Source organism: Achromobacter pulmonis, from assembly GCF_902859765.1.
Classification (GTDB): domain Bacteria; phylum Pseudomonadota; class Gammaproteobacteria; order Burkholderiales; family Burkholderiaceae_B; genus Achromobacter; species Achromobacter pulmonis.
On record NZ_CADIJV010000011.1, the window covers coordinates 1 to 21033 of the forward strand.

21 protein-coding genes are annotated in these 21033 nt (G+C 65.4%); 8 read left to right on the plus strand and 13 right to left on the minus strand.

Annotation, left to right across the window (positions count from 1 at the left end; genetic code table 11):
• The 8 genes from HV701_RS11350 to HV701_RS11385 form a co-directional block, all read right to left on the minus strand.
• The coding region (locus tag HV701_RS11350; protein WP_175133163.1) for an FmdB family zinc ribbon protein at positions 1 to 264 on the minus strand (264 nt) is incomplete at its 3' end.
• Positions 265 to 512: 248 nt separating this feature from the next.
• Positions 513 to 1796, minus strand: coding sequence for a putative Na+/H+ antiporter (locus HV701_RS11355; RefSeq protein WP_175133164.1), 1284 nt, complete (start codon positions 1794 to 1796; stop codon positions 513 to 515).
• A gap of 125 nt (positions 1797 to 1921) precedes the next feature.
• Complete coding sequence (locus HV701_RS11360; RefSeq protein WP_175133165.1) at positions 1922 to 2818, minus strand: DUF6999 family protein; 897 nt, start codon at positions 2816 to 2818, stop codon at positions 1922 to 1924.
• Positions 2815 to 4746: an iron-containing redox enzyme family protein gene (locus tag HV701_RS11365; protein ID WP_175133166.1), complete on the minus strand. Its 1932-nt coding sequence runs from the start codon at positions 4744 to 4746 to the stop codon at positions 2815 to 2817. Before HV701_RS11365 ends, HV701_RS11360 begins: the two co-directional genes overlap by 4 nt.
• Before the next feature lie 33 nt (positions 4747 to 4779).
• Positions 4780 to 5688 (minus strand): fatty acid desaturase, encoded by a 909-nt coding sequence (locus tag HV701_RS11370; protein ID WP_175133167.1) that lies wholly within the window; start codon positions 5686 to 5688, stop codon positions 4780 to 4782.
• Positions 5672 to 6448 carry a sterol desaturase family protein gene (locus HV701_RS11375; protein ID WP_175133168.1) on the minus strand — a complete coding sequence of 259 codons (777 nt, stop codon included), beginning with the start codon at positions 6446 to 6448 and terminating at the stop codon, positions 5672 to 5674. The genes HV701_RS11370 and HV701_RS11375 overlap by 17 nt, the downstream gene beginning before the upstream one ends.
• Positions 6449 to 6572: 124 nt before the next feature.
• Positions 6573 to 7466: a 4-hydroxy-tetrahydrodipicolinate synthase gene (gene dapA / locus HV701_RS11380; RefSeq protein ID WP_175133169.1), complete on the minus strand. Its 894-nt coding sequence runs from the start codon at positions 7464 to 7466 to the stop codon at positions 6573 to 6575.
• A 308-nt stretch (positions 7467 to 7774) separates the two neighbouring features.
• Complete coding sequence (locus HV701_RS11385; RefSeq protein WP_175133170.1) at positions 7775 to 8260, minus strand: GAF domain-containing protein; 486 nt, start codon at positions 8258 to 8260, stop codon at positions 7775 to 7777.
• A 168-nt stretch (positions 8261 to 8428) separates the two neighbouring features.
• Between HV701_RS11385 and HV701_RS11390 the strand changes: the two genes are divergently transcribed.
• The 5 genes from HV701_RS11390 to HV701_RS11410 all read left to right on the plus strand — a co-directional run bounded on the left by HV701_RS11390 (position 8429) and on the right by HV701_RS11410 (position 13223).
• The gene (locus HV701_RS11390) at positions 8429 to 9631 is read left to right on the plus strand and encodes an aminotransferase-like domain-containing protein (RefSeq protein WP_175133171.1); all 1203 of its coding nucleotides are present in this window, start codon (positions 8429 to 8431) and stop codon (positions 9629 to 9631) included.
• 100 nt (positions 9632 to 9731) lie between these two features.
• Positions 9732 to 10658, plus strand: a complete 927-nt coding sequence (gene ubiA, locus HV701_RS11395) for a 4-hydroxybenzoate octaprenyltransferase (protein ID WP_175133172.1) — start codon at positions 9732 to 9734, stop codon at positions 10656 to 10658.
• A 71-nt stretch (positions 10659 to 10729) separates the two neighbouring features.
• Positions 10730 to 11140, plus strand: coding sequence for a DUF1090 domain-containing protein (locus HV701_RS11400; protein WP_175133173.1), 411 nt, complete (start codon positions 10730 to 10732; stop codon positions 11138 to 11140).
• 365 nt (positions 11141 to 11505) lie between these two features.
• On the plus strand, positions 11506 to 11901 hold the full coding sequence (locus tag HV701_RS11405; protein WP_175133174.1) for a DUF4148 domain-containing protein: 396 nt from the start codon (positions 11506 to 11508) through the stop codon (positions 11899 to 11901).
• A 203-nt stretch (positions 11902 to 12104) separates the two neighbouring features.
• Positions 12105 to 13223 carry a saccharopine dehydrogenase family protein gene (locus HV701_RS11410; RefSeq protein ID WP_175133175.1) on the plus strand — a complete coding sequence of 373 codons (1119 nt, stop codon included), beginning with the start codon at positions 12105 to 12107 and terminating at the stop codon, positions 13221 to 13223.
• Between the two features lie 21 nt (positions 13224 to 13244).
• Here the strand turns inward: HV701_RS11410 and glcC are convergent, their stop codons facing one another.
• Complete coding sequence (gene glcC / locus HV701_RS11415; RefSeq protein ID WP_175133176.1) at positions 13245 to 14003, minus strand: transcriptional regulator GlcC; 759 nt, start codon at positions 14001 to 14003, stop codon at positions 13245 to 13247.
• A gap of 236 nt (positions 14004 to 14239) precedes the next feature.
• On the opposite strand from glcC, the gene HV701_RS11420 reads away from it, so the two are divergent.
• The 3 genes from HV701_RS11420 to HV701_RS11430 all read left to right on the plus strand — a co-directional run bounded on the left by HV701_RS11420 (position 14240) and on the right by HV701_RS11430 (position 18353).
• A complete protein-coding gene (locus HV701_RS11420; RefSeq protein ID WP_175133177.1) occupies positions 14240 to 16414 on the plus strand; it encodes a malate synthase G in 2175 nt (724 codons plus the stop codon).
• 160 nt (positions 16415 to 16574) lie between these two features.
• Positions 16575 to 17192, plus strand: coding sequence for a TetR/AcrR family transcriptional regulator (locus HV701_RS11425; RefSeq protein WP_175133178.1), 618 nt, complete (start codon positions 16575 to 16577; stop codon positions 17190 to 17192).
• A 303-nt stretch (positions 17193 to 17495) separates the two neighbouring features.
• The gene (locus HV701_RS11430; protein WP_175133179.1) at positions 17496 to 18353 is read left to right on the plus strand and encodes a cysteine hydrolase family protein; all 858 of its coding nucleotides are present in this window, start codon (positions 17496 to 17498) and stop codon (positions 18351 to 18353) included.
• 71 nt (positions 18354 to 18424) lie between these two features.
• Here the strand turns inward: HV701_RS11430 and HV701_RS11435 are convergent, their stop codons facing one another.
• The 4 genes from HV701_RS11435 to ssb all read right to left on the minus strand — a co-directional run bounded on the left by HV701_RS11435 (position 18425) and on the right by ssb (position 21020).
• The gene (locus HV701_RS11435; RefSeq protein WP_175133180.1) at positions 18425 to 19015 is read right to left on the minus strand and encodes a TetR/AcrR family transcriptional regulator; all 591 of its coding nucleotides are present in this window, start codon (positions 19013 to 19015) and stop codon (positions 18425 to 18427) included.
• Between the two features lie 139 nt (positions 19016 to 19154).
• Entirely contained in the window at positions 19155 to 19460 is a 306-nt protein-coding gene (locus HV701_RS11440; protein ID WP_175133181.1) for a DUF4148 domain-containing protein, read from the minus strand.
• A 77-nt stretch (positions 19461 to 19537) separates the two neighbouring features.
• Positions 19538 to 19843 (minus strand): DUF4148 domain-containing protein, encoded by a 306-nt coding sequence (locus HV701_RS11445; protein WP_175133182.1) that lies wholly within the window; start codon positions 19841 to 19843, stop codon positions 19538 to 19540.
• 655 nt (positions 19844 to 20498) lie between these two features.
• On the minus strand, positions 20499 to 21020 hold the full coding sequence (gene ssb, locus HV701_RS11450) for a single-stranded DNA-binding protein (protein ID WP_026382027.1): 522 nt from the start codon (positions 21018 to 21020) through the stop codon (positions 20499 to 20501).
• Positions 21021 to 21033: the final 13 nt, after the last annotated feature.

The window sequence follows — 21033 nt, forward strand, 5'->3', positions numbered from 1 at the left end:
CGCCGCGCTGGCGGCCGGCGCGGCGCCTGCAGCAGGGGTCGACGCGGCGCCGGCGCCAGCGGCCGGCTGGCCGCAACCGCCGTTGCCACGAAAATCAGTGACGTACCAGCCCGAGCCCTTGAGCTGGAAGCCAGCCGCTGTCACTTGCTTGGAAAACGTGTTCTGGCCGCATTCGGGGCAAACCGAAAGCGGCGCGTCGGAAATCTTCTGCAGGACGTCTTTGGCATGGCCGCAGGCGCTGCACTTGTATGCGTAGATGGGCATCGAGGGCTCCCAGGCGCGGGCCCGAGGTATCAATGACCGTCGGCCGGACGTAGCGCAAAGCCAGGGGCGCGAGGGACCCTCCAAGGGAAGGTCCCGGGGCCGGGACTGGCTCCGGTCCGGATGACGGGCGGGCAGGGCCGGAAAAATACGGGAAAGTCTTGAATTTTAGCGGTTTTTCGTGAAGAGCCGGCGACACCCCCAAGGCGGGCAGCCCAAGCGGCCCGCCGGGCGCATGCGCCCCCCTCCCGTCAGAGGGGTAGCAGGAACATCAGGGCGGCAACCAAGGTCGGTGCCAGAGCGGACAAAAACAGCCGTCCGGACGAAATGCTGCCGTCCGGAAAGTGGTTTTTCAGGATGGCGAAGCCCGCCGGATTGGGCGCGTTGGCGATCACCGTCAAGCCGCCCCCCGTTACCGCGCCGGCCACCAGCATGTAGCGCCAGGCCTCGCTGGTCCCCTCCACCAGCGAACCGAGGTAGGTCAGCGCGGCGTTGTCGGTAATCGCCGTCAGGGCGGTCGCGCCCCAGAACAGCACGAACGGCTCGAGCCCGCCCAACAGGTCCTGCAGCCACCATTTCTGCAGGCCGCCCAGCACCACCAGGCCCGCCAGGAAGAACCCGACCATCAGCCCCTCTTTGATCAGCAGGCGGTTCTGATGGCGCTTGTAGGCCTCGGCGAAGCCGATGAACATCATCAGCAGGCCCAGGAAGATCGCCGGATGATGCGCGGTCAGCACCACCGCCACCAGAAACACCAGGTGGACCAGCATCACCCATGCGGGCACCGGCGGGCGCTTGTCCTTGCCCTCGGGCGCGTCCACGCCGCCGCCGGTGCCGACGGAACGCTCCAGCAGCGCCTTGCGGCACACGAAGGTCAGCAGGGCCGCGTTCAGGCATACCGCGATCGCGGCGCGCCAACCGAAATGCTGCACCATGAAGGTCGAATCCCAGCCGAAGGTGGAGGCCACCATCAATACCGGCGGCGCGGCGTACGAGCTCAGCACGCCGCCAATCGAGACGTTGACGAACAGCACGCCGAGGGTCAGGTACTTGAAGCCGGCGCGGCCGCTGCTGCGGAAATAGGCATCGCGCAGCAGGATCGCCGCCAGTGTCATGGCCGCCGGCTCGGTGATGAACGAGCCGCCCAGCGGCACCAGCGACATCACCACGAAGAATGTCGCCAATTCGCGCGGCAGGGGCAAGGCGCGCGCCGTCGCGCGCACCAGCAACCCAACCAGTTCCAGGACCGGCCGGCTGGCCGCCACCACCATGATGGTGAACACGAACAGCGGCTCGGTGAAGTTGCGCGTGTCCATGTAGCCAATGGCCGAAGCAGGCCCGGACAACGCCGCCATCGCCACGATCAGGGCGAACGCCCACACGCCGAACACCGCCTCGACCTCGGCGAGCAGGTGCCAGAAGCCGGCATGGGGCCCGCCACGATGGGCCAGGCGGGCGAAGGCGGGAACGGAAAAGGTATGCAGCACCGCCACGCCGAACAGGACGGTGGCGATGATTTCTATGGGCTGGGGCATCGAAAGCGCTTCCGGAATGAGGATCCGGGCCGCGCGCGCGGCCCGGAATCGTCGGACAAGGGTCGCACTATAGCGTAGCGGGCCTGGCCCGCCCTACAGGGACAACACCAGGATCGGCCCGTTTTTCAGGCGATCGGCGCGGGCGGCTCGGCCCCTTCCTGCGCGGCCCGCATCTCCATCAGCAGGCTGTGCAGCATCTCGGTCGACAGGCCATGCAGCACCAGCCGGTAGCCGGCGCGCAACGTCGACATCGGCACCAGCGGATGGCTGTTGTTCACCAGGATCAGATGCTGCGGCGCGCCCAGCAGCTTGGCCGCGTAGATGCCGATAGTCTCGTCCAGCTGCAGCGAATTGGCCGCGCGCCAGAAGTCGTTATCGGTCAGCATCAGCTGGTAGAGCGGCGTGAACAGTTCGATGGCGCTTTGCAGGTCGAGGAAATTCAGCTTGCCCTGCGGCATGTCCTCGAGTTTGAGATCCGGGTCGCGGATCATCGAGAAATCGACACGCTCGGGCGCGTGCATCTCCACGCCCGCATCGCGCAGCGCCTGGTTCAGGCGGATGACGAAGTTGAACAGGTTCAGGTCGTGCTTGACGAACAGCTCGTCCTTGAGGTCGTCGATCTCCATCGGTTCGAGCGGCGTGGTGCTGATGCGCACCGGCGAATTGGCCGCGATGAACGCCAGGATCTGCGCGCCCAGGTGGAAATGCCGCAGGATCAGCCAGTTGGCCTCGGGCGAAACGAAGCGCTTCAAGCCCCATGCCAGGATGCGGTGCAGCAGCCGCGAATGCGACCAGCGCCGCGGCAGGAAGGTCTTGATGATCTGGATCAGGATGATGCAGGCGCGCGCCAGCGGCCGCAGGAACGGCAGCAGGTACTGGCGCGAGCCGCAGCTCGAATCGGTCAGCCAGGCCTTCTTGACCTTGTCAGGCAGCGGAGTGCTGCGGTCCAGGTATAACGCCAGCCAGGGGCTGGGGTCGGCGGGATCATGCCCCTGGGCAAGGAATTCCGGTTCCTTGTTCATGCGGCGTCGTCCTCCATCACATGATGAAACTGCATCAGGTACAGCGCGGCCGTGCGGCGCGCCGTGTCGACAATGCGCTGCTCGGCGCGGCCGTCCTCGTCACAGTCCAGCGCCAGCTCCACCGCGCTGAGCCAGCGCGCCAGGTGGTTCTCGTCGTTGTGGCCATGGTATTCCAGGAAGCGGAACGCATCCGGCGGCAGTTTCAGGCTGGCCTTGAGCAGCGGCAACAAGGCCGGCACGATGCGCTGGCCGGTGCCCTCGATGATGTAGATGGCGCCCAAGAGACCGATCGGGTCGCGCGTGGCGGCCAGGCTGTGCAGATACGCGTTGAGCGCCTCGCCGCCCGGATTGCGGCGCAGCGCGTCGATGTCGTCGATGGCGCCGCCGGCAGTGCGATAGTCCTGGAACAGGATCTGGAAGTCGTTCTGTTCCTCGCCCGCGTGCAGGTCGATCAGCGCGGCCAGCGGCTGGTATTGCTCGGTCAGCGAGGCCGCGCCTTCGCGCATCCACTTGCTGCCCTCGCGCACCTGCGGAATCCAGTTCTCCATCCAGTTCAGGTAGTCGGCGGTCTCGAAGCGGCGATTGCGCAGGCGCCGCACTACCGGCGTGCGCCAGACGCGCGAGCGGTAGTCGTGCCAGATCGCCGCCAGTTCGGTCAGCAGTTGGCCCAGGCCCTGCGGCGCCATATCCGGATCGTGCGGCGGCGCGATGGCGTCGGCATCGGCGCTGTGGGCATCCCCGCGTCCGGCCGCGGCCGGCGTGGCGCCGACGGCCACCGACGGCGCGGCGTCATGCGCGGCCTCGGCCTCCAGCAGCATATAGGCCGCCATGAACCGGCCCGACTCGGGGATGTAGCAGAAGATCTGTTCGCCCGGCTTGATCTCGCGCGTTTCCAGGAACTCGGCCAGCATGATCAGGATCGACGCCGCGCCGGTGTTGCCGCGCCAGGCCAGGTTGCTGAACCAGCGCTCGCGCGGGATCACCAGGCCCGCCTTGTCCATCAGATCCTCGACCACCGGAATGAATTTCTCGGACGAGTAATGGCACAGGAAATGGTCCACCTGATCGGGATCGAGCCAGCCATCGCGCACCAGCTTGGCATACTCGTGGATGCCAATGTCGAACAAGTGCGGCAGCAGGCGGATGTCCTGGCGCAGTGACAGCGCGCCGTCGGCCTCGGCCTCGTTCCACGACGGATAGTCCAGGTGCCCCTGCTGGCGGTCGGCCGACAGGCCCAGTTGCATGCAGACCGGGTAGTCACCCGAAAACGAACGCTGATGCACCCACTTCAACCGCAACCGCACGCCCTGGGATGCGCCCGGCAGCGGCCGGCCGCCGCGCCCCAGCAGCAGTGCGCCGGCGCCGTCCGACAGCATCCAGCGCAGGAAATGCGCGTCGAAGTCGGCGTCGTAGCCGCGCGCGGCAAAGCGCGAGCGCTTGAACAGGCGCGAAGGCAGCTCGGCCGCCACCGCCAGCGCGCTGGCATGGCCGCCCATCTCGACGCCCTGCGCCGCCACCTGGATGGCCGACACGCCCGCCGCGCAGATGCCATGCACCGACAGCGTCTCCATCGGATGCGCGGCCAGTTCGCCCTGGATCATGTTGGCGAAACCCGGCATCAGCGCATCGCCGCCGGACGAGCCGCTGGTCAGCAGCGACACGTCCGCCAGGTCGCCGTCATTGCGCCGCAGGCAGTCGCGGATGGCGTTGGCGGCCAACTGCGCATTGGTGAAAACGGTGCTGCCCTCGGCATCGATCGCGTAGTAGCGCTGCTTGATGCCGTTCTCGGCCAGGATGCGGCTCTTGATGCGGCTGGACATGCGGTTCAGCGGCGCGATGTAGCTGTCCATGGCCTCGTTGGACACGGGTTCGCCCGGCATGAAGTAGCCGGCGCTTTCCAGATAGACTCGATTGAACGCGATAGGCATAGCGGGTCTCTAGTGGCGAAAGGGTGGGCGGCGCTAGCGCACGTGCTCGGGCGCCATGCACGAGCGGCTGCGAAAGCGCGGCAGGAATATGCCCAGCACGAACACGCGGAACATGTACGGCGTCAGGCCGCCCTCGTTCAGCGCGGGCATCACGCGGGCCCGGTAGTGGTCGCGGTGCAACCGCGTCAGTTCGGACCAGTGCGCGCGCGGATGCTCGTGGTGCGCGGTATGCAGACCGATATTGAACAGCAACGGGTTGACCAGCCCCTCGAAATTGCGGGCGTAGTTCAGGCCCGCCACGGTGCGCGGCCCGCCATCGGCGTGCGCGTGCTGCAGGTAATTGGTGGCCAGCAGCCAGTGCAGGCCATGCAGTTGCGGAATGATGACGAACACCAGCGCCTTGACCGGATTGACCGCCAGCAGGCCGCCCCACAGCCCCAGCCAGGCGCCGTACTGGCACAGGCAATAGCGCCACGCGCCCGGCCAGTGCCGGCGCAATCGTCCGAGCCAGGCGTAGAACAGCGGGTACAGCACCCACACGGCTTGTGCCGGATGAATCAGGTAGCCCCACAGGTGGTTGGTATCGCCCCCGAACCGGTAGGTGCGCGCCACGTCGCGCGCGCCGTGCTTGAAGCGATGATGGTTGGCCACATGCGCCGGATAGAACACAAAGGTGGGATGCCCCTGCAGCAACGTGATCCAGAAATCGGTGGCGCGATTGCTCCAGCGGCCGTGCCACATGCGGATGTGCGTGTGGTTGTGGTGGATCACGCCGATGCCCAGCGTCAGAAACAGCATCAACGCGTACAGCGGCCACCAGAAGCCATGCCGCCACTGCCATGCCGCCAGCGCGGGCAAGGCGACCAGGTAGGCCAGGCTCTGCCAATCGCGCCGGTTGCGCAGCACGGGCAGCCGGCGCGTCCTGCTAAGCCCGTCCGCCAAGCGATTCTCGCTGCCGGAATGCCTCCAGCTGGGGCGTGGCCGCCTCGGCCTGCAAGCGCGTGCGGAACAGGCGGTCCATGAAGGTGAACTGGAAGCCGAAATTACCGTGGTAACAGGCATGGTGCAGGTGATGCCGGCGGCTGGCGGCGAACCAGTGCGAATAGGACACGTTGGGAAAGAAGTCGTAATTGGCGTGGCCGATGCAGTTGAAGAACAGGCTGAACAGCGGCACCGACGCCAGCGACCAGAAGCTGAAATCATGCAGCACCATCGGCAGCATGATCACGTTGCCCAGCATCAGCGCCTCGATCGGATGGAAGCTATAGGTCGAGAAAGGCGTGGTCACCACCGAGCGGTGGTGCGGCAGGTGGAAGCGGCGCAGCAGCTTGGTGTGCAGCAGCCGGTGGTTGATCCAGAAATGCACGTCGTTCCAGGCCAGCAGCGCCAGGATTTCGAGCGTGATCTGCTGCCAGCCGGCGTCCGGGTCCAGATGCGCCCAGCCCAGTTGCAGCAGGCCCCAGGGAAAGATCATGCCGGTGCCGAACAACAGGATCGACAGCCCCGACTGCGTGAACTCGCGCCGCAACTGGCCCGGCGCCAGCGGCCGCGGGTCGAGCGGCCGGCCGATGCCCAGCGCCGGCAGGATGCGCTGGGTCAGCAGCCAGGTGGCCGCGCCGAAGAGCAGGTAGATACCGCCGAAGAACAGCAGGCCCGCCAGCATGACCTGCCAGGCGGACAATGCGACAAAAGCTTGGGCCATGAACGTTTTGTTTCACCCCGGAGAATGGCCGCATCATAAGCAATCCGTCAGCTTAGCGGGGAGACATTTATTACCAAATGAATCCGGCCGCCACAAAGCGGCGGGCCCCGCGCGCAACTTCCCGCTATTGGCAGGGAAACTGCCGGTTCAGCCCTGCTACCGCCGCATCCATGCGCCGCGCCAGGGCGGCGCTGGCCGCCGGCATGGGCTCGCGCAGCTCATCGCTGAGCAGCCCCTGGCGCCCCAGCTGCGCCTTGACCGGCCCCGGATTGGGTTCGGCAAAGGCCAGTTGAATCACCGGCGCCAGCGCCTGGAACAGCTTGCGCGCCAGATCCAATTGCTGCGCCCGCACCGCCTGGTACATGGCCACGAACAGATCGGGCCGGATGTGCGCGGCCGCCGCGATCAGGCCGCTGCCGCCCAGGCACAGCAGCGACAGCGATTGCAGGTCCTCGCCCGCCAGCACGTCCATGTTGCCGTCGGCGATCAGCGCCAGGGTCTTTTCGAGCGAGCCGCCGCAATCCTTGATGGCCGCGATGTTGGGATGCGCGGCCAGCGATAACAGGGTCGCGGTTTCCAATGTCGTCCCTGTGCGGTACGGAATGTCATACAGCACCAGGGGAAAGCGCGAGGCATCGGCCAGGCTGCGGAAATAGGCGGCGGCGCCGTCCTGGCCGGGGCGCACATAGTACGGCGCGGGCGCCAGAATACCCGCCAGAGGCCGGGTGCCGAACGCGGCCAGGCGCTGCAGCACGTGGCCCTGGTGATTGCCCGCCAGGCCCATCACCACCGGCATCGCGCCGGCCTCGTTCAGCACGGCATCCAGCACCGCCAGTTGCTCGGCGTCATCGAGCGCCGCGGCTTCGCCGGTACTGCCGCAGACGATCAGCCCGTCGACGCCCGCCGCCGCGAAATGGCGCACCAGGCGGCGCAGGGCCCCGCCATCGACGGCGCCGCCGGAAAACGGCGTCACCAGGGGAATCCAGACGCCTTGGAACAGGGATTGTCGAGTTTGCATGAACACTCCTTCGGTGTAAGCGGACCGTGGTTGGACCGTACAGAAGTGCTCGGGATATCAGGGGGTGCGCGCGAGGGCGCCATGGCGCCGCCGTGAGGCCGCTGTTCCGTCGCCCATCTGACGGAACAGCATGCTCCGGTCAGATGAGCGGCTGTTTTTTGGATTTCAGGCCGGCGCGAACCGTCGCCGCGCCGAGGGCGCGGAACAGGAAAGCGGATTGGATGGCCTGGGAAATCATGAATGGAATAAAGGGTTGAAACCGGCCGCGGACGACCGATGCGCAAATCTACCGGGCCGCCGCCACGCTGTCAACGCAGGCTCGCCAGGAAGACCGCGCACAGCGCTTCCATGCCCTGGCGATCGTCTTCGTCGAACCGGTCCGGCACGGGACTGTCCACGTCCCACACGCCGATCAGCTCGCCCTGGTGCACCAGGGGCACCACGATCTCGGAGCGCGAAGCCGCATCGCAGGCGATGTGGCCGGGAAACGCATGCACATCGGGCACCAACTGCGTCTGGCGCTGGCGGGCGGCCGCGCCGCACACGCCGCGATCGAGCGGAATGCGCACGCAGGCCGGCTTGCCCTGGAACGGCCCCAGCACCAGTTCCGTGCCGTCGAACAGGTAGAAACCCACCCAGTTCAGATCGGGCAGCGCCTGGTAGGCCAGCGCGCTCAGGTTGGCGGCATTGGCGATGCGGTCATGTTCGCCGTCGAGCAGAGCGCGGGCCTGCTTGGCCAGTTCGGCATACAGCGCGGCCTTGGAATGGGCGGCAATCGGGGCGGCTTCAAACATATATCTAAATGTAACTGTACAGGCGATTATCGGCGCAAGTGATTTTAGGGGCAGCCCGCGATAAAGGGGCCGCCTTGCTACGCTGTGGGACAATAGTTTACGCAGTAACGTCTTTACCGCCCCGTTGTCATCCCCCCGTCACCCCTCTTCTTGATTAAGAAGCAAGCCATGGACAAGCCTCTCGAACCGACGTTCGCCTTTTCCGAACGCGCCCAGCAACTCACCAGCTCCGCCATCCGCGAGATCCTCAAGGTCACCGAACGGCCCGAGGTCATTTCGTTCGCAGGCGGCCTGCCGGCGCCCGGTGGCTTTCCGGTGGAAGTGGTTCGTGCGGCATTCGACAAGGTACTGTCCACCAATGGCCGAGCGGCCCTGCAGTACGGCCCCACCGAAGGTTACGCGCCGCTGCGCCAGTGGGTCGCCGACGACCTGAACCGCGCCGGCGCCAACATCACCGCCGACCAGACCCTGATCGTGTCGGGCTCGCAGCAGGCCCTGGACCTGCTGGGCAAGGTGCTGATCGACAAGGACAGCAAGGTGCTGGTCGAAGACCCCAGCTACCTCGGCGCGCTGCAATCGTTCAGCCTGTACCAGCCCAAGTTCGTGCCGGTGCCCACCGACGACGGTGGCCTCATCCCCGAAGCCATCACCCCGGAACTGGCCGCCGGCGCCCGCTTCCTGTACGCGCTGCCCAACTTCCAGAACCCCACTGGCCGCACCCTCAGCCTGGAACGCCGCATCGCGCTGGTCAAACGCGCCGCCGAGCTGGGCCTGACCATCATCGAGGACGATCCCTACGGTGAACTGCGCTACGCTGGCGAGCCGCAACCGGGCCTGATCGCACTGGCTGCTGAATACGGCGCCAACGTGGTGCGCCTGGGCACGTTCTCCAAGGTGCTGGCCCCCGGCCTGCGCCTGGGCTACATCGCCGCCGCGCGTCCGCTGATCGACAAGCTGGTACAGGCCAAGCAGGCCACCGACCTGCATACGCCCACGCTGACCCAGATGGCCGTGTACGAAATCGTCAAGGACGGCTTCCTTGAACAACACCTGCCCAACGTGCGCGAGATCTACCGCGCCCAGGGCAGTTGCATGCTGGAAGCCATCGCGCGCGAATTCCCGGCCACCGTCAGCTGGACCAAGCCCGAAGGCGGCATGTTCATCTGGTTGACGCTGCCCGAGCACATCGACAGCACCAAGCTGCTGGAAAAGGCCATCGCCCAGAACGTCGCCTTCGTGCCCGGCGCCCCCTTCTACTGCGGCGCCGGCCGCGCCAACACGCTGCGCCTGAGCTTTGCCACCGTGCCGGAAGACAAGATCCGCACCGGCATCGCCATCCTGGGCAAGCTGCTCAAGGAATACACGGCCTGAAAACCGGGTCCTGACCACCCTTGACGGTTCCACGGCCGGGCGCAGTGCCCGGCCGTTGTTTTATGCTGTCACCTTTCCTTCCATTTCTTTCGCCGTGACAGTGAGCGCTCCGCAATCCTCTCCCGTCGACCTCAGCGACATCGTTTTCACCGATTGGGTCGAACGTTGGCTGCCCAAATCCTGGCGGCCCTATGCCCGGCTGTGCCGGCTCGACCGCCCCATCGGCACGTGGCTGACGCTGCTGCCCTGTATCGCCGCGCTGGTCCAGGCCGCCGGCGGCCTGCCCGACCTGCAACGCCTGGTGGTGTTCTCGCTGGGCGCGCTGCTGATGCGCGGCATCGGCTGTACCGTCAACGACATGTGCGATCGCAACTTCGACAAGCATGTCGAACGCACCCGCTTCCGTCCGCTGACCAGCGGCCAGCTCAGCATGCGTAATGCGGTCTGGTTTTTGATCGGCCAATTATTGGTCTGCGGCTCGCTTTTGTTCTTCCTGAATGGCATGAGCCGCTGGCTCGCCGTGGCGGTTCTGCCATTCGTTTTCATCTATCCGCTGTGCAAGCGTGTCACCTACTGGCCGCAGGTCGTGCTGGGCATCTGCTTCAACTGGGGCATGCTGATGGCGTGGTCGGATACGCAGAATCATGTGCCCCTTGCCGCCATCGCGATGTGGTTCGGCGCGGTGCTCTGGCAGGTGGGTTACGACAGCATCTATGCCTACGTCGATGTGCGCGATGACCGCAGTCTGGGCCTGCATTCCACGGCTATGCGCTTCGGCGACCAGGGCAAGCTGTGGATCGGCGGCTTCTATCTGGCCACGGTGATCCTGTGGTCCTGGGGCGGCCATGCGATCGGCCTGTCGTGGGCTTATCAGGTCGGCATGGCGGCGGTCGCGGTACACCTGGCTTGGCAATTGAAAGTCTTCGACATTCAGCGTCCGGACCGCAACTTCATGCTGTTCCGCGCCAACCTATGGCTGGGCGCAATCCTGGTCGCGGCGGCGCTTGCGGGCACGCTGATCGGCTGATCCGGTGCATTGCGGGCATCTCACGCTTGGGAGATGATGGCCGCTCCGAGACGTGTTTTACGGAGACCCGCATGTCCGCTTTGACCAAAACCCTGCTGGCCGCCACCGTGGCCAGCGCACTGTCCGGCATCCTGCCGGCTCACGCCCAGACTGCCGCCGACTGCTCCGCGCAACGTGGTTGCGCCGCAAAGATCTGCCACCTCGAACGCGAGCTCGACTACGCTCGCGCCCACGGCAACTCGCATCGCGTGGCGGGTCTGCAAACAGCGCTGGCCGAGACCCGGGCCCATTGCACCGACGGCCGCCTGGAAGCCGAACGCGAGGCCCGTGTGCGCGACAAACAGAACAAAGTGGCCGAACGCGAAGATGAACTCAAGGCCGCTCGGGCCAAGGGCAGGCAGGACAAGATCGACAAGGCCCGGCGCAAGCTGGACGAAGCCCGCGCCGAATACGACGCCGCACTGGCCGACCTGAATCGCTGACCTTCCCGCCGTTCCCGCTCCAGGCCCGGACCTGGGGCGGCGCTTCTCCCGCCTGGCCCCTTCTTGCGGGCGCCTCCGCCCATTCCCCCCTTGCTGCACCGCCGCTCCCTGATCATCGGGCGGGCCGCGCTGCGCCCGCCGACCCCCAGCTATTGCGTCATCAAATGGAAATATCGCCATCTATGGTGCCATTTGGTAAAGATTGAGGTGATTAGTGGTTATTTTGGAAAAATGTTTTCAGGGAATAAGGGTTTATCCCAGGGTAATTTGCGCCCAGAATGCAACGCATCGGGACACAGCAAGCGACCCCCCGGCAATCAGGCCAGAGGTTCGGATCCCAAGCTCAAGACAAATGGAGGTCTGCTATGAAAACCCTTGCTACCGCTTTGATGCTGTCCATGTCCGTTTTCGCCGCCGCCGGTGCCCAGGCCGCTGAAGCCAACCAAGGCCCCACGCGTGCCCAGGTCCAGGCCGAACTGCAACAAGCCAAGATTTCCGGCCAATACACCTTCGGCGAAGAAGGCTACCCCGCGGCGATCGCCTCGAAGTCGAGCCTGACTTCGCAACAAGTGCAGGAACAACTGGCCCAAGCCAAGAACGCCGGCGAAGTCACCTTCGGCAACCTGGACTACCCGCCCGTTGCCCGCGCCGCCGACGCCACGTCGCTGAGCCGCAGCGAGGTCAAGGCCGAACTGGCCCAGGCCAAGGCGGATGGCCTGGTCACCTTCGGCAACATGGACTACCCCCCCATGGGCAGCTGATTGCCTGGCCTGGCAGCAGGCCCTGGCATTCGCCCCGCAAAGCCCTCCGGTTCATCCGGAGGGCTTTTGTTTTGACGTTTCGACACTCAATTTAGTCATATCGACGTTAGATATAACCGTTACGACGGTTTGCTATCTACAAATCGACAGTGCTCACGCATAGGATGAGGCCAACCCATCCCCCTCTATGCAGGAGCCGCAACATGTCCACCTCCACCAAGCCCGTCCTTCTCCTGGGTGCCGGAAAAATCGGTTTCGCCATCGCCCTGATGCTGGAACGCAGTGGCGACTATTCGGTCCTGGTTGCCGACCAGGATGCCGAGCGGCTGCGCGCCGTCGCCGAATTGGGTTGCGACACCCGTCAGGTCGCCGATGACGCGGCGTTGACGCGCTGCATCGAGGGCCGCTATGCGGTCGTCAACGCCCTGCCGTTCCATCGCGCCATCGCGGTCGCACAAGCGTGCGCCCGCGCCGGAGTGCACTATTTCGACCTGACCGAAGACGTCGCCAGCACGCATGCGATCCAGGCGCTGGCCGACGATGCGCGCACCGTGCTGATGCCGCAATGCGGCCTGGCGCCGGGCTTCATCGGCATCGTCGGCAATGCGCTGGCGCGGCGTTTCGATACGCTGCTGGACCTGCGCATGCGCGTGGGCGCGCTGCCGCGCTATCCGTCCAACAGCCTGCGCTACAACCTGACCTGGAGCACGGAGGGGTTGATCAACGAATACTGCAACCCGTGCGAGGCGATCGTCGACGGACAACTGACCAGCGTGCCCGCGCTCGAGGGCTACGAGACCTTCACGCTGGACGGCGTCGAGTACGAAGCCTTCAACACCTCGGGCGGCCTGGGTACGTTGCCCGCCACGCTGCTGGGCCGCGCGCGCAACGTCGACTACAAGTCGGTGCGCTATCCTGGCCACTGCAACCTGATGAAGCTGCTGCTCAATGATCTGCGCCTGCGCGATCGCCGCGACCTGCTCAAGGACATTTTCGAGACCGCCATCCCCACTACCGAACAGGACGTGATCGTCATCCAGGCGCAGGCCTCGGGCCACCGCCATGGCCGCCTGGAAGAAGAGTCATATCCTGTCCGCGTGTTCGGCGCGGATGTCGACGGCCACCGGCTCAGCGCCATCCAACTGTCGACCGCCGCCGGCATCTGCGCGGCGCTGGATCTGGTCGCGCAAGGGGTGCTGCCGCAACGGGGTTTCCTCGGCCAGGAACAAATCACGCTGGAGGCCCTGCTGAGCAACCGCTACGGGCGGGTCTATGCGGGCAAGCCGCTGGCCCTGGCCGGCGCGGTGACGGCGGATCGCTGAACCCCGCGAGCGCGTGACGCGTTAGGTCCAGCCCTCCAGCCGCAATGTCGCCCGCACCAGGCGCTGCTCTTCCTGCTCGATTTCGGCCAGGTTCTGCCGCACGCTGTCGACATGGTCGGCCGCCGCGCGGCGCGCCTGCTCCGGCTGGCGGCCGATCACGGCATTGAACAGCCGCGCGTGCTGCTTGTCGATCTGGCGCTTCTCGGGCGCGCGGTGGTACAGGTTGTTGACACAGGCGAACACCGACCCGAGCATCAGGTCGTTGAGCGACTGCAATGTGTGCACCAACACCGGGTTGTGCGAGGCCTCGCAGATGGCCAGGTGGAAGGCATGGTCCAGGTGCGCGTGCGTGGCGGTGTCGGCGGCCTGCGCATTCACCATGTCGTCGTAGCGGCGGCGGATCATGATGAAATCGGCCTCGGTGCCGCGCAGGGCCGCCAGCCGCGCCGAGTCCGCTTCCAGCAGCGACCGCACTTCCAGCAGGTCGTACAGCGTGCGTGGCTGCGAATTGAACAGGTGCATCAGCGGCCCGGCGTCCACCTGCGAGATGCGCGCCACGAACGAGCCCTTGCCCTGCGCGGTGTGGATGATTTCGCGCGCCCGCAGCAGTTTCAGGCCCTCGCGCAGCGCGGTGCGCGACACACCCAGCTTCTCGGTCAAGCGCCGTTCGGATGGCAACGCCTGACCGGCCTTCAGGACGCCGTCCAGGATCAGGCGCTCGATACGCTCTGCCACCTCGTCCGCCACCTGGCGGGGTTTCGCTTCAGTTTCCGCGTGCATGCATTCTCCGGACCAGTGGTATGACCAAGCGTGCGCCATATGCCCACCGCCGCGGACCACTCTCTTAAGTTGCTGATATAAAACCATAAAAAAGCCTCTCCTGCTGGCCCAGGCGCAAACAAACTGGTATGACCAGCAAGTTTTGATATGGACTTTGCGGCATACGCGAACGATGATGTGGGCATCGCTTCGACCGGCGTACGTGCCGCCCAGATCTACTACCGTCAGAGACCCGCATGACTCAACGCATCCAGCACCACGGCCTGCAAGTGGCGGCCAATCTCAGCCAGTTCATCGAACAAGAGGCGCTGCCCGGCTCCGGGCTGGCCGCCGACGCGTTCTGGAAAGGGTTCGCGGCCCTGGTACATGACCTGGCGCCCAAGAACCGTGCGCTGCTCGCCGAGCGCGATCGCCTGCAGGCTGAACTCGACGCCTGGCACCGCGCCCATCCCGGCCCCATCGCCGATCCCGCCGCCTACCGCCAGTTCCTGGAAGGCATCGGCTACCTGCTGCCCCAGCCGGCCAGCGTGCGCGCCACCACCGACAACGTCGACACCGAAATTTCGCAACAGGCCGGCCCGCAGTTGGTGGTGCCGGTGTCGAACTCCCGCTATGCCCTGAACGCCGCCAACGCGCGCTGGGGCAGCCTGTACGACGCGCTCTATGGCACCGACGCGATTCCCGCCACGCCTGGCGACAGCGGCAGCGGCTACAACCCCGAGCGCGGCCGCGCCGTCATCGCCCGTGCCCGCGCCTTCCTGGACGGCGCCGCGCCGCTGGCCCAGGGCTCGCACGCCGACGCCCGCGCTTACTCGGTCGAAGACGGCCAGCTCAAGGTGACGCTGGCCGACGGCAGCACCACGCTCAAGACGCCGGCCCAGTTCATGGGCTACCAGGGCGATGCCGGAGCGCCCAGCGCCATCCTGCTCAAGAACAACGGCTTGCATTTCGAGATCCAGATCGACCGCGCCCACACCATCGGCGCCACCGACGCCGCCGGCGTCAAGGACGTGCTGGTCGAGGCCGCGCTGACCACCATCATGGATTGCGAGGACTCGGTCGCCGCGGTCGACGCCGAGGACAAGGTCCATATCTACCGCAATTGGCTCGGCCTGATGAAGGGCGATCTCACCGAAGCGGTCACCAAGGGTGGCAAGACCTTCACCCGCAAGCTCAATCCCGACCGCCAGTACACCCGTCCGGACGGCTCGGCGCTGACCCTGCACGGCCGTTCGCTGATGTTCGTGCGCAATGTCGGCCACCTCATGACCAATCCGGCCGTGCTCGATCGCGACGGCCAGGAGATCCCGGAAGGCATCCTCGATGCCGTGGTCACCAGCCTGGCCGCGCTGCAGGACCGCGAACGCAAGCTCAACTCGCGCACCGGCTCGGTCTATATCGTCAAGCCCAAGATGCACGGCCCCGTCGAAGCCGCGTTCGCCAGCGAGCTGTTCGATCGCGTCGAAGACCTGCTGGGCCTGCCGCGCAACACCCTGAAAATGGGCATCATGGACGAAGAGCGCCGCACCAGCATCAACCTCAAGGCCTGCATCGCGGCCGCGGCGGCGCGCGTGGCGTTCATCAATACGGGCTTTCTCGACCGCACGGGCGACGAGATGCACTCCAGCATGGAGGCCGGCCCCATGCTGCGCAAGGGCGACATGAAGTCCACCGCCTGGATCACCGCCTACGAACGCAACAACGTGCTGGTCGGCCTGGACGCCGGGCTGCGCGGCCGCGCCCAGATCGGCAAGGGTATGTGGGCCATGCCCGACCTGATGGCCGCCATGCTGGAACAGAAAATCGCGCACCCCAAGGCCGGCGCCAATACCGCCTGGGTGCCGTCGCCCACCGCCGCCACTCTGCATGCGCTGCACTACCATCAGGTGGATGTGCAGGCAGTCCAGCAGGAACTCGAACGCACCCAACTCGACAGCGTGCGCGACGAGCTGCTGGCCGGCCTGCTGACGGTGCCGGTGGGTGATCGCTCGAAGTGGTCCGCCGCCGACATCCAGCAGGAGCTGGACAACAACGTGCAGGGTATCCTGGGCTACGTGGTGCGCTGGATCGACCAGGGCGTAGGCTGCTCCAAGGTGCCGGACATCCATAACGTCGGCCTCATGGAAGACCGTGCCACGCTGCGTATCTCCAGCCAGCACATCGCCAACTGGCTGCGGCATGGCGTCACCAACCGCGAACAGGTCATGGAGACTTTCCAGCGCATGGCCAAGGTGGTCGACGGCCAGAATGCCGGCGATCCCCACTACCTGCCGATGGCCGGCAACTTCGACCATTCTCTGGCGTTCAAGGCCGCTTGCGCGCTGGTATTCGAAGGGCTGACCCAGCCCAACGGCTACACCGAACCCCTGCTGCACAAGTTCCGCCTGGAATTCAAGGCCGCGCACGCCTGATTCCGCGGTAATAGCAGCCGGCGCGCAACGCCGCTGACCGGGCAGCCCCAGGCTGCCCGGTTTTCTTTTGGCGGCAAGGCCACCGCGCGATGCCGCCAATGCGCGCATACCGAGCCGACCAGGCAACCATTTTTTCGCACGATCGTGCTAAATTACTCGCATGACTGCCAAGACCGAAAAAAGCGAACTGACTTTCGCGGCCATCGTGGATGCGGCCCTGGACATGGCCGCCGCCCAGGGGCTCGAAAGCCTGTCGCTCGGCCAGGTGGCCAAACGCCTGGACATCAGCAAAAGCGGGGTGTTCTCGCGAGTGGGATCGCGTGAAGCCTTGCAACAGGCGGTGCTGGACGAGTACGAACGCCGCTTCGTCGCCGCGATTTTCACGCCCGCCATGGCGCAGCCCCGCGGCCTGCCGCGGCTGAACGCCCTGGTGAGCCTCTGGATCGAGCGCGCCTGCAACGTCGAACGGCTGACCGGCTGCATCTACATCGCCGGCGCCTTCGAATTCGACGATGTCGAGTCCCCCTTGCGTGAAGTCCTGGAGAACAATCTGCGGCGCTGGCGCGGCGTCATGGTGCGCACGGTGCGGCAAGCGCTGGAAGAAGGCCATCTGCGCCCGGACACCGACCCCGAACAACTGGTGTTCGAGATATACAGCCTCATGATCGGGCTGATGCACGATGCCCGCTTCCTACGCGATCCCAACGCCCACGAACGGGTGCGTGCCGCGTATGAGCGGTTGATTTCCACGTATCGCAGTTTCAAGTACATCGAGTAATCACCCCGCCGGCGCGAGCCGGTATTGTTTTCGCTTAATTTCGCACGGTCGTGCGAATTTTGAATCCGGAGTGGATCATGGCTTTCTACTATGTCGGCGCAGCAGTCATCGTGGCGGGATTGGCCCGCATCTGGTTCCTATGGCGCACCCTGCTGCGCCAACTACCCAACCTGTCCCGGCATCTGGTGCTGTTCTGAGCCATGCCGCCAGCCGGGCGGCAACCTGCACCGGATCCGGCCATGACCCTCGCGCGCGGCGTCTGTCCCGGTCTATATTCCGTATTCACTCCCCGCCTGTGCCGCCATGTCGCGTTCCGTTCATCTCCTGATCATCGATCCGCAGAATGATTTCTGCGACCTTCCCGCCAGCCATCTGCCTGTCGATCCCTTGACTGGCCAGGCGGTCGCGCCCGCGCTGCCGGTGCCTGGCGCGCACGCCGACATGCAGCGACTGGCGCGTTTCATCGACGCCACCGCGCCCGCGCTGTCTGCCATCACGGTCACGCTGGACTCGCATCACCGGCTGGACATTGCCCATCCCACCTTCTGGCGCACCGGGGACGGCCGGGCGGTCGCGCCCTTCACGCCCATCACCGCCAGCCAGGTGCGTTCGGGCGCTTTCCTGCCGCGCCATGCCGACGACCTGCCGCGCACACTGACCTACCTGGATGAACTGGAAGCCCGCGGCCGCTACACGCTGATGGTGTGGCCGGTGCATTGCGAGATCGGCACCTGGGGCCACAACGTGCACGCCGACGTGCGCGCGGCCTATGCGCGGTGGGAAGACGAACACCAGTTCATCGTGCGCAAGGTGCCCAAGGGCGCCAACCCCTGGACCGAACACTACAGCGCGCTCATGGCCGAAGTGCCCGATGCCGACGATCCGCGCAGCCAGCTCAATCGCAGACTGCTCGAATCGCTGGATCGCGCCGATCTCATCGTCGTGGCGGGCGAAGCCGGCAGCCATTGCATCAAGGCGACGGTCGAGCACATCGCCGAATACCTGCCCGGCGGCAATCTGTCGCGCGTCGTGCTGTTGAACGATTGCATCAGTCCGGTCACGGGGTTCGCGGACGCGCAGGCCGCCTTCGTGCAACGCATGCGCGATCTGGGCGTACAGGCGCGCGACAGTGCCGACATGGCACGCGCGCTGACGGCATGATCCGGCGTCACCAGCGCAAGCAGCCGCAAGCTTGCGCGTTGCGGCCGCGACGATAGACGGAAAATACGGCGTCAGGCGGCGGGCTGATCCCGGCACTCGACATACAGGGCGCTGATCGCTTCGCACAGGGCGGGCGGCGCCTGGAACAGCCGTGACACCAACAGGCACCCCTGCACCGTGGCGAAAACCGCTCGCCCCGCCGCTTCGGCGCTGCCCGAGAATTTCAAGGTGCCCTCCTGGACGCCCTGCGCCAGTACGCGGGCCAGCCAAGCCTCGTGCGCCCGGAAGAATCCCTGCAATGCGCCGCGGACGCGATCCGGCAGGCTCATCATTTCGGCGGCCAGCATTCCACCCAGACACAGTTCACCGTCGCCGCAGGCTTTCGACTCCATCATCGAAAGATAGGCATCAAGCTGGGCATGGGCCGGCTGCGCAGTGTCGATGGCACGCACGGACGCCAGCGCGCGAGCGCTGTACGCTTCGACGGCCTCGTACAGGAGGTCGTCTTTGCAGGGAAAGTAATAGTGGATGCTGGACGTCTTCACGCCCACATGCTCGGCCAGGTCCCGATAGCTGAAACCGTTGCAGCCGCGCGTGCGGATCAGTTTCTCGGCATGGGCCAGCAACTGGTCGCGGGTGGAGTTGGGGGTCGGAGTGTCCATGGGTGCATATTACCTACTAATAGATCGGTACGTCATCGGCGGAAATCCCTAGACACCCGTCGCGGCGCTCCGATGCAACCGCGCGAACCCCGGCCGGGAAAGATCCCGCCCCCAGGGTTCGCCGTGGCCGACATCAGACTCAGCCTTGCACGGGCGGATAGTCCAGTTCGCCGCTTTCGGTCAGGCCCTGGGCGCGGGCAGCGGCCAGCTCCTGCTTCACTTGCGCGCGGCTCTTGTCACCGGCGCTGGCGAAGGCGGTCGCGGCATAGCCTTCCTCATCGCTGACCAATTCACCATTGGCGCGGGCGGCGGCCAGCTCTTGTTGCACCTGGGCGCGGGTCACCGTGCTGTGCGTGTCGAGCGCGGGCGGGTAATCCAGTTCGCCGGCATGGGCGGCGCCGAGGAACGAGGCGGTCAGGATCAAGGCGGATACGAGGGTCTTCATGAGGCTTCTCCAGTATGGATCGGTAGGGTGCAGTGAAATTGAGCTATCTATTTGTAGATAGATTCAGACTGAAAAATTCAGCCTGCAGTGGGCGGGTATTCCAGTTCGCCGCTTTCGGTCAGGCCCTGGGCGCGCGCGGCGGCCAGCTCCTGCTTCACTTGCGCGCGGCTCTTGTCACCGGCGCTGACGAAGGACGCGGCGGCATAACCTTCTTCGGTGCTGACCAGTTCGCCATTGGCGCGGGCGGCGGCCAGTTCTTGCTGCACCTGGGCGCGGGTCACCGTGCTGTGCGTGTCGAGCGCGGGCGGGTAATCCAGCTCGCCGGCTTGGGCGACGCCAATGACGGAAGCGGACAGGATCAGAGCGGATACGAGGGTCTTCATGGTTGATCTCCGGATAAAAATGACTAAGTGAGGCTTCAATAAAACTATCTACTTATAGGTAGATAACTGGGTAAATAAAAAGGGACTACTGTATTTCTGGTCTGGGCGACGCCGCGTTGTTGCCTGGGTGCTGCGTCGATGGATGAATCTTACCTACTACTAGATAGATAGCGCAAGTCGTTATTGTGAAACTAAATATTTCATCTTAGCCAGCCGGACGCGCTTGGCCGCGATCCCGCACCTGTTGAAAAGCTGTGGAAAAGCCGCGAATTACGGTGCACAAGCTGTGTAGATGCTGTGCACAGCCTGTGGATGAATACCCGGCGCCCGGACATGGATCGAGTCTGCATGCGGGTTTGCGGCCGGTCGGGATAGGCGAGTACGAGCTGGGATAACGGTATGCGGGCGCCAGCCCGGAATATGGCGGAATCCGCGTCTGCGCGGGCCTTGTGCATAAGCTGTGGAAAAGACACGAAAACCGGTGGACAGGCTGTGGAAATGCGGTGCACAGGCTGTGGATAGCCGAAGGAGTCCCTGCCCCGGGGCCGGCCTGCACGCGATGGCGGCCTGCCGCGCGACCCTCTGTCCAAATGGCACAAAGCCCGGCAAGCACTAGGCTGGCCGGGCTTTGACCGGTACTGCCGTGGCGGCGATATCAGAACGGAATATCGTCGTCCATGTCGGCCAGATTGGCGCCCCCCCCCGCGGGCGCTGCCTGCGGTGCCGGGCGTTGCTGGGGAGCGGGCCGCTGGGCCGGAGCGCGCTGCTGCGGCTGACGCGCCGGCGCATCATCGTAGCCGCCGCCACCGCCGTAGCTGCCACCACCGCCGCCACCGTCTTCGCGGCCACCCAGCATCTGCATCTGGTCGGCGACGATTTCGGTGCTGTAGCGATCAGCACCAGTATCCTTGTCCTGCCACTTGCGGGTTTTCAGACGCCCCTCGATGTAGACCGAACGGCCCTTCTTCAGGTATTCGCCGGCGATCTCGGCCAGGCGGTTGTACATGACCACGCGATGCCATTCGGTTTCTTCGCGGCGCTCGCCCGATGCCTTGTCCTTCCAGGTGGAGGTAGTGGCAATGGACATGTTGCAGATTGCGGCCCCATCGGGGCTGTAGCGGACTTCCGGGTCGCGACCCAGGTTGCCCACGAGAATGACTTTGTTAACCGATGCCATGCCGTTGTCCCTC

What these genes read in the sequence shown, in the direction of transcription:
- HV701_RS11355 (WP_175133164.1), bottom strand. Translation starts at nt 1,796, where the DNA reads ATGCCCCAGCCCATAGAAATCATCGCCACCGTCCTGTTCGGCGTGGCG.
- HV701_RS11390 (WP_175133171.1), top strand. Translation starts at nt 8,429, where the DNA reads ATGGACAAGCCTCTCGAACCGACGTTCGCCTTTTCCGAACGCGCCCAG.
- HV701_RS11440 (WP_175133181.1), bottom strand. Translation starts at nt 19,460, where the DNA reads ATGAAGACCCTCGTATCCGCCTTGATCCTGACCGCCTCGTTCCTCGGC.
- HV701_RS11360 (WP_175133165.1), bottom strand. Translation starts at nt 2,818, where the DNA reads ATGAACAAGGAACCGGAATTCCTTGCCCAGGGGCATGATCCCGCCGAC.
- HV701_RS11430 (WP_175133179.1), top strand. Translation starts at nt 17,496, where the DNA reads ATGTCGCGTTCCGTTCATCTCCTGATCATCGATCCGCAGAATGATTTC.
- dapA (WP_175133169.1), bottom strand. Translation starts at nt 7,466, where the DNA reads ATGCAAACTCGACAATCCCTGTTCCAAGGCGTCTGGATTCCCCTGGTG.
- HV701_RS11405 (WP_175133174.1), top strand. Translation starts at nt 11,506, where the DNA reads ATGAAAACCCTTGCTACCGCTTTGATGCTGTCCATGTCCGTTTTCGCC.
- HV701_RS11410 (WP_175133175.1), top strand. Translation starts at nt 12,105, where the DNA reads ATGTCCACCTCCACCAAGCCCGTCCTTCTCCTGGGTGCCGGAAAAATC.
- HV701_RS11445 (WP_175133182.1), bottom strand. Translation starts at nt 19,843, where the DNA reads ATGAAGACCCTCGTATCCGCTCTGATCCTGTCCGCTTCCGTCATTGGC.
- ssb (WP_026382027.1), bottom strand. Translation starts at nt 21,020, where the DNA reads ATGGCATCGGTTAACAAAGTCATTCTCGTGGGCAACCTGGGTCGCGAC.
- HV701_RS11425 (WP_175133178.1), top strand. Translation starts at nt 16,575, where the DNA reads ATGACTGCCAAGACCGAAAAAAGCGAACTGACTTTCGCGGCCATCGTG.
- HV701_RS11385 (WP_175133170.1), bottom strand. Translation starts at nt 8,260, where the DNA reads ATGTTTGAAGCCGCCCCGATTGCCGCCCATTCCAAGGCCGCGCTGTAT.
- HV701_RS11375 (WP_175133168.1), bottom strand. Translation starts at nt 6,448, where the DNA reads ATGGCCCAAGCTTTTGTCGCATTGTCCGCCTGGCAGGTCATGCTGGCG.
- HV701_RS11420 (WP_175133177.1), top strand. Translation starts at nt 14,240, where the DNA reads ATGACTCAACGCATCCAGCACCACGGCCTGCAAGTGGCGGCCAATCTC.
- HV701_RS11365 (WP_175133166.1), bottom strand. Translation starts at nt 4,746, where the DNA reads ATGCCTATCGCGTTCAATCGAGTCTATCTGGAAAGCGCCGGCTACTTC.
- HV701_RS11435 (WP_175133180.1), bottom strand. Translation starts at nt 19,015, where the DNA reads ATGGACACTCCGACCCCCAACTCCACCCGCGACCAGTTGCTGGCCCAT.
- glcC (WP_175133176.1), bottom strand. Translation starts at nt 14,003, where the DNA reads ATGCACGCGGAAACTGAAGCGAAACCCCGCCAGGTGGCGGACGAGGTG.
- HV701_RS11400 (WP_175133173.1), top strand. Translation starts at nt 10,730, where the DNA reads ATGTCCGCTTTGACCAAAACCCTGCTGGCCGCCACCGTGGCCAGCGCA.